This window comes from Acerihabitans sp. TG2 (genome assembly GCF_035013185.1).
Classification (GTDB): domain Bacteria; phylum Pseudomonadota; class Gammaproteobacteria; order Enterobacterales; family Enterobacteriaceae; genus Acerihabitans.
Map to the genome: position 1 here is coordinate 91,086 of NZ_JAYGJO010000012.1, position 13,432 is coordinate 104,517.

General features: G+C 54.0%; 14 protein-coding genes. 11 read left to right on the plus strand and 3 right to left on the minus strand.

Features of this window, described 5'->3' with window-relative positions:
* Positions 1 to 109: 109 nt before the first annotated feature.
* Both SJI19_RS12635 and SJI19_RS12640 read right to left on the minus strand, forming a co-directional pair.
* Entirely contained in the window at positions 110 to 304 is a 195-nt protein-coding gene (locus SJI19_RS12635) for a hypothetical protein (protein WP_323478618.1), read from the minus strand.
* A gap of 660 nt (positions 305 to 964) precedes the next feature.
* Positions 965 to 1,603 carry an RpiB/LacA/LacB family sugar-phosphate isomerase gene (locus SJI19_RS12640; RefSeq protein ID WP_323478619.1) on the minus strand — a complete coding sequence of 213 codons (639 nt, stop codon included), beginning with the start codon at positions 1,601 to 1,603 and terminating at the stop codon, positions 965 to 967.
* A 476-nt stretch (positions 1,604 to 2,079) separates the two neighbouring features.
* Between SJI19_RS12640 and SJI19_RS12645 the strand changes: the two genes are divergently transcribed.
* Complete coding sequence (locus SJI19_RS12645; RefSeq protein WP_323478620.1) at positions 2,080 to 2,451, plus strand: transcriptional regulator; 372 nt, start codon at positions 2,080 to 2,082, stop codon at positions 2,449 to 2,451.
* Between the two features lie 19 nt (positions 2,452 to 2,470).
* On the opposite strand, the gene SJI19_RS12650 is transcribed toward SJI19_RS12645, so the two are convergent.
* Entirely contained in the window at positions 2,471 to 2,797 is a 327-nt protein-coding gene (locus tag SJI19_RS12650) for a glucose PTS transporter subunit EIIB (protein WP_323478621.1), read from the minus strand.
* Positions 2,798 to 3,259: 462 nt separating this feature from the next.
* On the opposite strand from SJI19_RS12650, the gene urtA reads away from it, so the two are divergent.
* From urtA to yedA, 10 genes are all read left to right on the plus strand, one after another.
* Positions 3,260 to 4,528, plus strand: coding sequence for an urea ABC transporter substrate-binding protein (gene urtA / locus SJI19_RS12655; protein ID WP_323478622.1), 1,269 nt, complete (start codon positions 3,260 to 3,262; stop codon positions 4,526 to 4,528).
* A 67-nt stretch (positions 4,529 to 4,595) separates the two neighbouring features.
* A complete protein-coding gene (urtB, locus tag SJI19_RS12660; protein ID WP_323478623.1) occupies positions 4,596 to 6,176 on the plus strand; it encodes an urea ABC transporter permease subunit UrtB in 1,581 nt (526 codons plus the stop codon).
* Entirely contained in the window at positions 6,176 to 7,255 is a 1,080-nt protein-coding gene (gene urtC, locus SJI19_RS12665; protein WP_323478624.1) for an urea ABC transporter permease subunit UrtC, read from the plus strand. The genes urtB and urtC overlap by 1 nt, the downstream gene beginning before the upstream one ends.
* Entirely contained in the window at positions 7,255 to 8,055 is an 801-nt protein-coding gene (gene urtD, locus SJI19_RS12670; protein ID WP_323478625.1) for an urea ABC transporter ATP-binding protein UrtD, read from the plus strand. Before urtC ends, urtD begins: the two co-directional genes overlap by 1 nt.
* Positions 8,056 to 8,073: 18 nt before the next feature.
* Positions 8,074 to 8,772 carry an urea ABC transporter ATP-binding subunit UrtE gene (gene urtE, locus SJI19_RS12675; RefSeq protein ID WP_323478626.1) on the plus strand — a complete coding sequence of 233 codons (699 nt, stop codon included), beginning with the start codon at positions 8,074 to 8,076 and terminating at the stop codon, positions 8,770 to 8,772.
* A 179-nt stretch (positions 8,773 to 8,951) separates the two neighbouring features.
* Entirely contained in the window at positions 8,952 to 9,434 is a 483-nt protein-coding gene (nikR, locus tag SJI19_RS12680; RefSeq protein WP_323478627.1) for a nickel-responsive transcriptional regulator NikR, read from the plus strand.
* A gap of 222 nt (positions 9,435 to 9,656) precedes the next feature.
* The gene (cbiM, locus tag SJI19_RS12685; RefSeq protein WP_323478628.1) at positions 9,657 to 10,745 is read left to right on the plus strand and encodes a cobalt transporter CbiM; all 1,089 of its coding nucleotides are present in this window, start codon (positions 9,657 to 9,659) and stop codon (positions 10,743 to 10,745) included.
* Between the two features lie 54 nt (positions 10,746 to 10,799).
* On the plus strand, positions 10,800 to 11,612 hold the full coding sequence (gene cbiQ / locus SJI19_RS12690; RefSeq protein WP_323478629.1) for a cobalt ECF transporter T component CbiQ: 813 nt from the start codon (positions 10,800 to 10,802) through the stop codon (positions 11,610 to 11,612).
* Positions 11,613 to 11,630: 18 nt separating this feature from the next.
* Positions 11,631 to 12,392 (plus strand): energy-coupling factor ABC transporter ATP-binding protein, encoded by a 762-nt coding sequence (locus SJI19_RS12695; RefSeq protein WP_323478630.1) that lies wholly within the window; start codon positions 11,631 to 11,633, stop codon positions 12,390 to 12,392.
* A gap of 75 nt (positions 12,393 to 12,467) precedes the next feature.
* The gene (gene yedA, locus SJI19_RS12700; RefSeq protein ID WP_323478631.1) at positions 12,468 to 13,370 is read left to right on the plus strand and encodes a drug/metabolite exporter YedA; all 903 of its coding nucleotides are present in this window, start codon (positions 12,468 to 12,470) and stop codon (positions 13,368 to 13,370) included.
* Positions 13,371 to 13,432 lie beyond the last annotated feature (62 nt).

Sequence of the window (13,432 nt, forward strand, 5' to 3'; positions counted from 1 at the left end):
GCTAGCGCTCAACCCTCACCCACCATAGTGGGATGTGCTGTGCCACATCCCACAACTCGGAACCTATTAACCCGACCCTTACGTTCAAACTGCCAGTACGGTGGGTATATCAGTTAACATGGGTTTGGCTGACATCACATTCGAGATCGATGACCCGTTGCCAAACCTCGGAAGGGATAAATACCGGCATGTTTTCGCACCCCATGGCACTGAAGAGGGCATCAGTATCAGAACCGGTAAACATATTGCTTGCCGGCTCTTCTTGCGGGGTGATGAGCAGACGTTTTAATTGATCAATAATCATCTCGCGACTCCTGGTGTACGTTCAGGCGGCCATATCAGGGCCCGTTTATACCCGTCATACTTCAACTTGCAGGTGTGTTGGCAGTATTTCCCTGTGCTTCGCCCCCTAACGGGACCGCGACAGGTCGCGTTGACATCTGTTCCAGACAGATTTGTCACTGCATCGCCGCCTTTATGCAACTCGAATCATTTAGGGCAGCATATATGACGTTTTACGCTACCGTCGGTTTATGACAGTTAAACTGTTATAAACGGAAAATCCGGTCACTGGAAAGACTTTTTTAGCAATGCATGGCCATTTCACCACAATTAATCCTGATCGCCCCCCACTCCCGGAGGGTTTGAATGGCGCATTGTCAGGGCATCGAACATCAGTTAAGGGTGCGAGTCTGTCCAGGTGGAGGTTGGGCGGTGGGTGAACTGATAGGGCCGGGAGTGTGGCGACTGGGTTATAGGTGCTGCACTATGGGTTTCAGGCGGTGGGTTTCAGACGGTGGGTGTCAGGCGATAGGTGTCAGACGGTAAGTGCCAGACGGTAAGTGCCTGGCGGTAAGTGCCAGACGGTAAGTGCCTGGCGGTAGGTGTCGGACAGTGGGTGCAGTAGGTATCGGACGATGGGTGCCGATAGGCTGGCACCCACACACTGCCGATAGGCCGCAGATCAGGCCAGCAATGATTCGATGTATGCACCAATGGCTTTATCTTGGCAATGGGCAAAAAAGTATTCACGGAATTTTGGACCGGCCACCGCGCCTTTGAGAAGCTCGTGGTCGAGATCCGGCAATATGGACAAGAAGTCGCGATAAGTCACCGCTTTCACCCCATCAAGAATCTTCTTATTCCGTTGCTCCGGCACGACACGTTCCTTGGGATAACCTTGACCGCCGGCCGTTCCAAACAATTTTTCAAAGATATATTGCAAATTCAACTCTGCACCCCAGCCAAAGCCCTTGGCAAACGGTAGGGAGATGGCATTACCGTCGTTAATCTGCGCGAACATATAACCATCGGCAGGGTCAATGGCCAACCCGCAAATCACGCCGGGAAATGAATTACAGGCCAGCATGGCGCCAGCGCCGGTACCACATCCGGTGACCACATAATCTACCGCACCAGAATTGAGCAATATTGCCGCCAGGATACCGTTTTGCACATAGGTCAGCGAGGCCGAATCCTCGGCGGAGTACATGCCATAGTTAAACACCTGATGCCCCATAGGTTCGACTACCTTGGCGAGGGTGGCAACGATAAGCTCGTTTTTTGCAGCCTGGCTATTTTCGTTAATCAAAGCAATTTTCATTTTATATTAACCTATTGTTATTGAAGGTAGTAATGACACTTGAGGTTATGATGACGCCAGCATGAAATTGAAATGGCGTTTCGTTTTTACAAAAGCTATTCTACCACGAAGAAATCCCTTGCCAACCTCTGTTTTCAATGATATTCAGTAAAATGGAAGATCTTGATCACACTAATGCACCTTATTGCTTAATAATATTATTTGTTCATGTGCTTTTATTATAAATAAATTTATTTTTATAAATAATATTTTCCATAAATTAAGACTATTTGATTACATCAATAATATATTCCCATGATGTCGTCATTACAGCAGATAACATATATCAAGAGATTGGCAACGTATTGCCAAGCGCACCGGATTTCATGGTAAAAATAAGCAAGTTAGGTGACTTATCGCAAGGACAATTCATGCTTCACTATATAGATTGCGGACTATCAAATATCTGGCTAATAAACGGATATCGATATGAAGACATGGACAGATTGACTAACGTGCGTATTATCGATATACCGGGTTTGCACCGACTGATTGGCCACCAGTTAGTCAACCGTCGTGGTTGTCTGGTATCGTCGGAGATGCGATTCCTTCGCCAGCAAATGAATTTATCCCGTCAGTCACTGGGCAATAAACTGGGGGTGGAAATAGCCTTTATTGAACAATGGGAGCAACATAAGACCCGTTTACCCCGTATCGCTGATGTCTCACTCCGGGCACTGTATGCCTGCGACTTACTGGGCGGTAACGAAACTGAACTCTCGCTGCATATTTTATCTGACGCCGAATGTGCGTTGAGCGCGGAGAACATGGTCCTCAGTTGGTCTCCGCGCGGCTGGCAAGCCGATTAACCGCCACTATCGCGGATCGTTATTTGGCTACATCATCCTCGAGTCCAAAACGTTCGGACAATTCGCGCCGCAGGTTATCCGACTGCCGGCCAAAGATGGCCTGGACCTGCTGACCGATAACCACCACCCCAAGCGCACCCAGCCGCTGAATTTCGCCTGTATTGACCTTGCTAAGATCTTTCACTGTGACCCGCAAACGGGTGATACAGGCATCCACGTCTTGGATATTTTCCCGATCGCCCAGTGCGGCGATTAACGAGGTGATATCCGGATCTCCTGGCGCCACATGATGTGAGTGGGACAATTTTTCGCTAAAAAAACGCATAAACTCTTTCAGGTTAACCATCTAAGTATCCTTATAAAGCAGCATGAATTTATGACAAAACGCACGGGTTCGGTTTTCAGGCCATCCTACCGCGATGGACCACACGCGCAAAGCGTGATTTCGATCGTTGGCCCGGTTACGTCGTGCTGTTAGGGAAAAATGTGATCTGTACGACGATAGTGACCGACCAAACCGACGGGTCAATGCCCGCGGGCGCCTGCACAATCATGGCCCGCAGTATCACCAACAACCTGCACCGCTGTTATTCATATCCCCGGCAAATTTGCCTGATTTTCACCCACATCGCCCCAGCGTATCGCATATCCGCCCGATATTGGTGCGTACTGCGTACCGGCGGTCATTGGCGTTTGGCGCCCCGCTTGATAACCCGGTAACTGGCACAGTGTTTGCTTCACGTTGTTTGCTATGAGAAAAGTTCCCTACCATCAAGGTTAGCCCTCTCTCTCTATTGGAGTGCCATGTATGCAACGACGTAAAATAGTAAAGGCGTTCGCTCTCTCCGCCACCGTTATCGCTATGGGTATTAGTTGGGGAGCACTGGCTGCTGACACCATTAAAGTCGGCATCATGCATTCATTATCCGGCACGATGGCAATCTCGGAAACACCGCTTAAAGAGGTGGCATTGATGACCATCGATGAAATTAATGCCAAGGGGGGTGTTTTAGGTAAGAAACTCGAACCGGTGGTGGTCGATCCCGCCTCGAACTGGCCGTTGTTCGCGGAAAAAGCGCGCCAACTTCTGACCCAGGACAAAGTGGCGGTGGTGTTTGGCTGTTGGACCTCGGTATCACGCAAATCCGTGTTGCCGGTCTTCGAAGAGCTCAACGGTTTACTGTTTTATCCAGTGCAGTATGAAGGGGAGGAAATGTCACCTAACGTATTTTATACCGGCGCTGCACCGAACCAACAGGCCATCCCGGCGGTGGAATATCTGATGAGCGAAGACGGCGGCGGCGCCAAACGCTTCTTCCTGCTCGGCACCGACTATGTTTATCCACGGACCACCAATAAGATACTGCGTGCTTTCTTGCATTCCAAAGGCGTAGCCGATAAGGATATTGAAGAGGTCTATACGCCATTCGGTTATAGCGACTACCAAACTATCGTCGCCAATATTAAAAAGTTCTCCGCCGGCGGTAAAACAGCGGTCATTTCCACCATCAACGGTGATTCCAACGTACCCTTCTATAAAGAACTGGCCAACCAGGGCATCAAAGCGACGGATGTGCCGGTGATTGCCTTCTCGGTAGGCGAGGAAGAGCTGCGCGGCATCGATACCAAACCTCTGGTAGGCAATCTGGCGGCCTGGAACTATTTCCAATCGGTGGACAACCCCACCAATGAAAAGTTTGTCGCTCAATGGAAAGCCTACGCAAAATCCCATAACTTGCCCAACGCGGCAACCGTTGTGACCAACGACCCAATGGAAGCGACCTATGTTGGCATTCATATGTGGGCACAGGCGGTTGAAAAGGCCAAATCCACCGACGTTGATAAAGTGCGTGCCGCCATGGCGGGTCAAACCTTTGCTGCGCCGTCCGGTTTTACCCTGACGATGGATAAAACCAACCATCACCTGCACAAACCAGTGATGATCGGCGAAATCGAGTCTAACGGTCAATTTAATGTGGTGTGGCAAACCGACAAGCCGGTACGGGCTCAGCCGTGGAGCCCCTACATTGCCGGGAATGATAAAAAACCTGATTATCCGGTTAAAAGTACCCTATAACCCAGGATGTATCGACGCCGGAAAAATTCCGGCGTCGCGGTACTGCACGTGCTAACGGGTGAAAAATATGCGTCAATCTCTTTATCTATGCTGGCGGTTCAGCTTGAGTCTCTTGCTGTTATGGCCATTGTTTTCCTACTCTGGCCCCGCAGGGGACTTTGCTGCCGCCAGTCGTGGCGATCAGGCAAAATGGCTCCAGAGTTGGTCAAGTGCCCCGGATGCCGCCCGGTTACCGCTACTGCAGGCGCTACATCAGGAAAAGATGGTCGTTGATGAAGCCGGTAGGCCATTTATCCAGCAAGCGGGTGTTCTCACGCCGATGGAGGGTACAGGTGTCCCTAAAGGCGAGGTTAAAAAGATCTGGTTGAACAATCGCCTGCGTATTCTGATCGCCAACGCATTATCTGCCCAACAGTTAGTCAGTAACGACGCGCAAGTGCGTCTGCACGCCGCCATGGCACTCCAGCGTGAGGCCAAGGCCGATCAACTGCCGTTACTCACCGCCCGATTGCCAGTGGAAAAAGACCCGGCGGTACGCACCGCACTGCTTGGCGCCATCGCCACCTTGCAGTTGAGTGATCCCAACCCCGAGATTCGCCTGCAGGCGGTGACACTATTGGGCGAATCAGCAGACCCGGACACCCAATTAGGCTTACAGCGACTCGCTACGGTGAAAAACGAACCTGACCCCCGGGTACGCGCCGCTGCTCAACAGAGTTTAAAGCAGGTACAGCACCGGCTGCTGATTGGCGATCTGCTTGGGCAAGCCTTTACCGGGCTCTCCCTTGGCTCCATTCTCTTGCTGGCCGCTCTGGGCCTGGCTATCACTTATGGGTTGCTGGGCGTGATTAATATGGCGCACGGCGAGATGCTGATGCTCGGCGCCTATGCAACCTATATGGTTCAGCAACTGCTCGCGCAATATTCCCCGGCATTGCTGACATTTTACCCTCTGGTGGCGCTGCCGGCGGCCTTTGCCGTCACTGCGGTGGTCGGCATGTTGCTTGAGCGGACCATCATCCGGCATTTGTATGGCCGACCATTGGAAACCTTGCTGGCCACCTGGGGCATCAGTCTGGTGCTAATTCAGGGAGTGCGCATGCTGTTCGGGGCACAAAACGTAGAAGTGGCCAATCCGAGCTGGCTTTCCGGCGGCGTTCAGCTATTGCCAAATCTGGTGCTGCCCTATAACCGTATCGCGGTCATTTTGTTTGTGCTGGGGGTATTGGTCCTGTGCTGGTTGTTGCTCAACAAAACCCGCTTGGGTATGAATATTCGCGCGGTCACCCAAAATCGGGCCATGGCCGCCTGCTGCGGTGTCCCTACCGGCCGGGTGGATATGCTGGCGTTTGGTCTGGGTTCGGGCATTGCCGGTCTGGGGGGCGTGGCGCTCTCGCAGCTTGGCAATGTGGGACCCGAACTGGGGCAAGGTTATATTATCGACTCCTTCCTGGTGGTGGTGCTCGGTGGTGTTGGCCAACTGGCCGGTACCGTGGCAGCGGCCTTCGGACTTGGCATTGTCAATAAAATTCTCGAACCGGAGATGGGCGCAGTGTTAGGCAAGATCCTCATATTAGTGCTAATTATTTTGTTTATCCAAAAACGCCCTCAGGGTCTGTTTGCGGTCAAAGGGCGGGTGATTGACTGATGAGCCAACAACAACCCTTGACCCTGACCGGGGTACAAAAAGCGCCCCGCACCGCCATTACGCTTGGCATACTGGCGTTCATTGCCCTGATCATTTTGCCGCTACTGGCGTTGCTGCCCCCGGATCACCCGCTGGCGATTTCCACCTATACCCTGACGCTGGTGGGCAAGATCTTGTGCTACGCGGTGGTGGCCATCGCGCTGGATTTGGTGTGGGGCTATGCCGGACTGCTGTCGCTCGGGCATGGGCTGTTTTTTGCCTTGGGGGGTTACGCCATGGGCATGTATCTGATGCGCCAGGCCGCCGGCGACGGTCTGCCCGCGTTTATGTCGTTTCTATCATGGAGCGAACTGCCCTGGTATTGGTCCGGAACCCAACATTTCGCCTGGGCGCTGTGTTTGATTATCTTGGCACCGGGTCTGCTGGCGCTGATCTTTGGCTACTTCTCGTTTCGATCCAAAATCAAGGGCGTGTATTTTTCCATCATGACCCAAGCATTGACCTACGCGGCGATGTTATTGTTTTTTCGCAACGAAACCGGCTTTGGCGGTAACAATGGCTTCACCGGTTTTACCACCATCCTGGTGGCGTCGGTCACCGACACCACGACCCGAGTGGGACTGTTCTTGGCCACAGTGGTACTGCTGGGCGTCAGTTTACTGTTGGGTTTTGCCTTGGCGCGCAGTAAATTCGGCCGGGTGCTGACTGCGGTGCGCGACGCAGAAAACCGGTTGATTTTCTGCGGTTATGATCCAAGAGGCTTTAAATTATTTGTCTGGACCCTGTCGGCGATACTGTGTGGATTAGCGGGCGCGCTCTACGTGCCTCAGGTGGGTATTATTAATCCCAGCGAGATGTCGCCCACCAACTCGATTGAAGCGGCCATTTGGGTCGCGCTGGGCGGGCGCGGTACGCTGATCGGCCCGCTGTTGGGCGCCGGCATTGTTAACGGAGCCAAAAGCTGGTTTACCGTGGCCATGCCGGAATATTGGCAATTATTTCTGGGACTGATGTTTATCGTGGTAACCCTGTTGCTGCCCCAAGGGGTGATTGGACTGCTGCACAAAAGGAGAGGTTGATGACGTCCTCCACCCATGACATGTTGATACAACGCTATTCGGCAGATTCTCATCGCCAACAACGGGATCCGGTGCTGGCGTTGGAAAACATTAACGTCAGTTTTGATGGTTTCCGTGCCTTGACCGACCTGTCGCTAACGATTGGCGTTGGGGAATTGCGCTGCGTTATCGGCCCCAACGGCGCCGGCAAAACCACGCTGATGGATGTGATCACCGGCAAAACCCGCCCGCAAAGCGGCCGGGCCATTTACGATCAGCGGACCGATTTAACCCGGCTGTCGTCGGTGGAAATTGCACAGGCCGGTATTGGCCGCAAATTTCAAAAACCGACGGTGTTCGAGGCCTTAACGGTGTTTGAAAACCTGGAGCTGGCGTTGAAAACCGACAAATCCGTGTGGGCCTGTCTGCGCGGCAAACTCAGCATGGAACAGCGCGATCGGATCGACGCCATGCTGGTGACATTACGGCTCGACACGCTGCGTCAACGTCCTGCAGGATTATTGTCCCATGGGCAAAAGCAGTTTTTGGAAATCGGCATGCTATTGGTGCAAGAACCGCATTTGCTGTTGCTTGATGAGCCCGCCGCCGGTATGACGGATGCGGAGACCGCCTATACGGCCGAACTGTTCCGTTCCCTGGCAGGTAAGCATTCACTTATGGTGGTAGAACACGATATGGGTTTTGTTGAAACCATTGCCGATCACGTCACCGTGCTGCATCAAGGTCAGGTATTAGCCGAAGGTTCCTTAAAGGAAGTCCAGGCTAATGAACAGGTGATAGACGTGTATTTAGGACGTTAAGCCGCTGAGGGTAAAAACATGCTTCACGTTGAGGACTTACATCAGTTTTACGGCGGCAGTCATATATTGCGCGGTCTGTCGTTCGACGCGCCCATTGGTGAAATCACCTGCCTGCTAGGGCGAAACGGCGTGGGAAAAACCACCTTATTAAAATGCTTAATGGGGCTGCTGCCGGCCAAAACCGGCCGCATCCGCTGGCAGGGTGAATTGATGAATCAGCGCAAGCCGCACCAACGTGTGCAGGCGGGTATCGCTTACGTTCCGCAGGGGCGGGAGATTTTTGCGCGCATGACGGTGGAGGAAAATATCCTACTGGGTCTGGCTCGATTTTCGGGCGCACGGGCGCGGCAAGTCCCCGTGGAAATTTATCAATTATTCCCCGTGCTGGCACAAATGCGGCAACGGCGCGGTGGCGATCTCTCCGGTGGCCAGCAGCAACAGTTGGCTATTGCCCGCGCCCTGGCTTGCCAGCCACAACTGCTGATATTGGATGAACCCACAGAAGGCATTCAGCCGTCGGTAATCAAAGAGATCGGCGTGGTGATAAAGACCCTGGCGGCACGCGGCGATATGGCGATCCTCTTGGTGGAGCAATTTTATGATTTCGCCGCCGAGCTGGCGGATAATTATCTGGTGATGTCTCGTGGGCAAATCATCCAGCACGGTCGCGGAACGGATATGGTCGCTGATGGGGTACGGGAATTGGTGACCATCTAATACCCGTCATTCCTCACATGCCGGCGCGGTGACTGCGGCCACGCAACCCCGTCACCGCGTTATCGATGTTGCCGACGACCGGTGGACCTGCTGCCTTCCTGCAACTCGAATTATTTAGGCTATAGGTTTTGCCGGCAAAATGTTCCACACTAGGGTTTTATTCGTTCTTGGAATTGTCTATGCAGCGATTAACCATTTCACTCGACGATCGCCTGGCCGTCGAACTTGACCAACTGATGCGGCTGAAGGGATATTCAAGCCGCTCGGAGGCCTTTCGCGATATGTTGCGCCGCGAGTTGGGCCAGCAAGCGGCCAGCGCCGATCCCCAGGCGCCATTTATTGCCATCCTGAGTTATGTTTACGATCACCATGAACGACAATTGGCTACCCGGCTGACCGAACTGCAACATGATCATCATGATTTGACCATTTCCACTATGCACGCCCATCTCAGCCAGGAGGAGTGTGTGGAAACCGCGATTTTGCGCGGGCCGCTGCGCGCCTTAACGGAATTTGCCCAGTCGGTGATTGCCCAGACCGGCGTGCGTCACGGCAGTATCAATCTGATTCCCCTGGAGAACCTCGCCGAGCAGATCCACCCTGATCGCCATGACGATAGCGCCGGCAAATCAGTCCACCACCATGACCACCCTCATCCATAGTCCTGCGCCAAGAACGCTGGCAGCCTGAGAGTAGGTACCGGAGGCCGCCGGAAAAGCCCCCCTGGCGTTTCGTTGAGCCTGATCAATAATGTAGTATGATTTTTTATAGAAAAGTATGATTCGTCCGTGCATACTGCTAAACATTGTTCATTGCATTACCGTCGGTGGCCTTTAACATGACCCCCGGGCGGCAATGGCTGGTCATGTCAAAAGGTTCACTCAATGCATATCCCGGACGGTTATCTCAGCCCCTCCACCTGCGCGGTCGCTTTTTTGATCGCTATGCCATTTTGGTGGGTGGCGCAACGGCGCGTGCACCATATGCTACATACGCGATTGGTACCGCTGCTGGCGGTAGTGTCGGCATTTTCATTTGTGATTATGATGTTTAACCTGCCCTTGCCTGGCGGAACCACCGGCCATGCGGTGGGTATGGCGGTCGCAGCCATTGTGCTGGGCCCCTGGGCGGCGATTCTAGCGATTTCGGTGGCGTTGTTTATCCAGGCGGTGTTTTTTGGCGACGGCGGTATCACCGCCATCGGCGCCAACTGCGTGAATATGGCCATCGTTGGCCCCCTGGTCGCCTATGGACTCTACCGCCTGATTGCCGCCGGATCGCAGATTACGGCCAAACGCCGGGTCGTGGCGGCGGCTATTGCCGGCTACGTCGCCATTAATATTTCCGCGTTACTGGCGGCGGTAGAATTTGGTATCCAGCCCCTGTTGTTTACCGATCCGGTGGGCACTCCGTTATATGCGCCCTATACCTTATCGGTGGCCGTTCCCGCCATGCTGCTCGGCCATCTGACCTTTGCCGGAATAGCGGAGGCCGTGATTTCCGGCGGTATCGTCGCCTATTTGCAAAAGGCCAATCCCGATCTGTTGCGCTTTACCGCCCCACCCAGCGCGGCCCTGCCGTCGCCAGCAATGCAAGGCGGCTGGCGGCCGGTGCGCGCGCTGTGGCTAGGTATGACCCTCATCATGTTACTAAGTCCCCTGGGCCTGCTGGCCGTCGGCACTGCCTGGGGTGAATGGGGGGCGGGAGATTTTCAGGATGCCGCCGCCCGGGCCGAGATCACCCGCGCTTCCGGCGATGTCGCTCCGCCGGCTGGAATACCTTCCGGTATGCAGCGCCTGGAAGCACTATGGACGGCACCGGTGCCGGATTACGCCCCGTCGTTCATGCAAAATGCCAGTGTCGGTTATATCCTGTCGGCAGTTATGGGTAGCGGTCTGATCTTGCTGATGTTTTACCTGTTGACCCGGCTGTTTTCTCCACTAGGTTATCGACGTTTTACCGGGCGGCACTAACCGGTGCGAGAACCGTCATTCAGGTCGCAGCACGGTCCGGGGCGGCAACATTTTATGACCCGGTTGCTGTCAGGACTGGAGGGTGTCTTGGCTCATGCCGATGACGCGCAGCAATTGGCCGAGCGGCGAGGCTTGTTGCAGTGGCTGGATCCACGCATCAAACTGGTGGGACTGGGTCTGCTGATCATCACCGGCGTGATGGTACATTCCCTGGTGGCGTTGGCTGGACTGCTGCTGACCGCCGTCGTGCTGGCCGGCCTGTCGAAGATTTCCGCCCGTCGCCTGCTCAATCAGGTATGGATTGGGGTATTGCTGTTTACCGGCCTGGTGGCGCTGCCCGCGCTGTTCTTGGTGCCCGGTATCCCCCTACTGCAATTACCCGGTTTGCCGCTGGTGATCACCTGGCAAGGGTTACGATCAGCGGCGTTTCTGATTGGCCGGGCGGAAAGCTCGGCAACCCTGTCGTTGCTGATGGTACTCACCACCCCTTGGCCCGATGTCTTAAAGGCGCTGCGTTACCTGCGAGTGCCCAAAATGGTGGTGATGATTCTCGGCATGACCCATCGTTATATCTTTGTTCTGCTCAACAGCGCTATTGCGCTGTTTGAGGCACGCAATAGCCGGATGATTGGCCCACTGCCGCCCCGCGAAAGGCGCCGCCTGGCGGTTAACGCCGCCGGGGCATTGCTGGAACGATCGTTATACCTGAGTCAGGAAGTTCATCTGGCCATGCTGTCCCGTGGGTATCGCGGCGACATACACCTGATGCACGATCTGCGCTGTCGCACGCTCGACTGGCTGGCATTGGCCGGTTTTATCCTGCTGTCACTTGCCGCGTTTAGCTGCCAGTGGCTGCGGTTGGCCTGAAAGCATGGAGCAGAACAAATGAAACAGGATTTACCCGCCGCAGAGCCTTTACCGGTCTACCAATTACACCAGGTGAGTTACGCTTATCAATCGGTTCCTGCGCTGCTGGATGTCAGCCTCAGCATCGCGGCTGGACAACGCATCGCATTATTAGGCGCCAATGGTTCCGGCAAGTCTACGCTGCTGCGCCTGTTGGACGGCCTGCTGTTTGCTGACACCGGCACGGTTTCCGCCTTCGGTCAGCCGCTTGATCAGGCCGCACTGCAGCACGATGAAGCGGCCTATGCGTTTCGCCGCCGCGTCGGGTTGGTGTTCCAGAATGCCGATGTGCAATTGTTTAATCCCACAGTCTTTGATGAACTGGCCTTTGGACCGTTACAGCTTGGCTGGGACAAAACGCACGTCACCCTGGCCATCGAAACCCTGTTGGCACAATTTGGCATCGAGCACCTGCGCCACCGTTCCCCGCACCGCCTGTCCGGCGGGGAAAAAAAACGCGTTGCGCTTGCGTCGGTGCTCATTATCGATCCCGAGGTGCTCTTGCTGGATGAACCGTGCAGCGGTCTCGATCCCGCAAGCCAAGGAAACATGGTAGAATTTTTACGCTTAAGCCGTGGCCGCACGCTGATCACCGCGACCCATGATTTGGCCATCGTGCCCGAGATCGCCGATTACTGTCTGGTCATGCGACAGGGACGGCTGGTGGCGCAGGGAAGCTCGCAGGTGATTTTAGCCAACCAGGAACTGCTGCAGCAATGCGATTTAACCTGGCTGCATTAGCACAGCAAGAATAATCGAGGTTTTGGTGCCGATAATTTACTATTGGCTCATCTAAAAGATCGTTAAGGTTGGGAAATGCTGTCACGTGATTCGAACGCTCTAAAATTGGTTTTTTCATTGTTTGCACTTTATATCATCTGGGGATCGACTTACTTTGTTATCCGCATCGGCGTGGGCAGTTGGCCGCCGTTGATGATGGCCGGCGTGCGTTATTCTATTGCCGGCGTTTTGTTGACCACTGTACTGCTGCTTAAGGGCAGTGACCGGCCGTCGCTACGACAGATGATCAATGCCGGTATCATCGGCATTTTGCTCCTGGCGGTGGGCAACGGTTTGGTGACGGTAGCGGAACATATGCACGTTCCCTCTGGCATCACGGCGATCATCATCGCCACGGTACCGCTATTTGCCGTGTGTTTTGGTTGTTTTTGGGGCCTGAGAGCGACCAAATTGGAATGGTTCGGTATCGTACTTGGCCTGCTGGGAATTATTTTATTAAATACCGGTGGTAATCTGATCAGCAACCCAATAGGTGCGCTATTAATCGTCGTGGCGTCAATCAGCTGGGCCTTTGGATCTATCTGGAGTTCACGGCTGAATCTGCCGAAAGGCATGATGGCCGGCGCGGTTGAAATGACCGTAGCGGGATGTGTACTGTTGGTGGCCAGTCGGCTGAATGGCGAAAAACTGGATCATCTGCCGGACAGCGCCGGACTACTGGCAGTAGGTTATCTGATCGTATTTGGATCAATCATCGCCATCAGTGCGTATATGTACCTGCTGACTCATGCCCGGCCAGCCTTGGCCACCAGCTATGCCTATGTTAATCCCGTGGTGGCGGTGTTGTTGGGTATGGGTTTCGGCGGGGAACATTTGAATCCGGTGGAATGGTTGGCGCTGGGTGTGATTGTCCTGGCGGTGGTCATTGTGATTGTCGGTAAATCCTTTGCCGCTGGCGCACGTAGACACCAAGCGTAACGTTTTTTGTATGACAATTTTTTTTGCCCAGCGTAAAATATTCGCTTCCCCAGCATCCAATA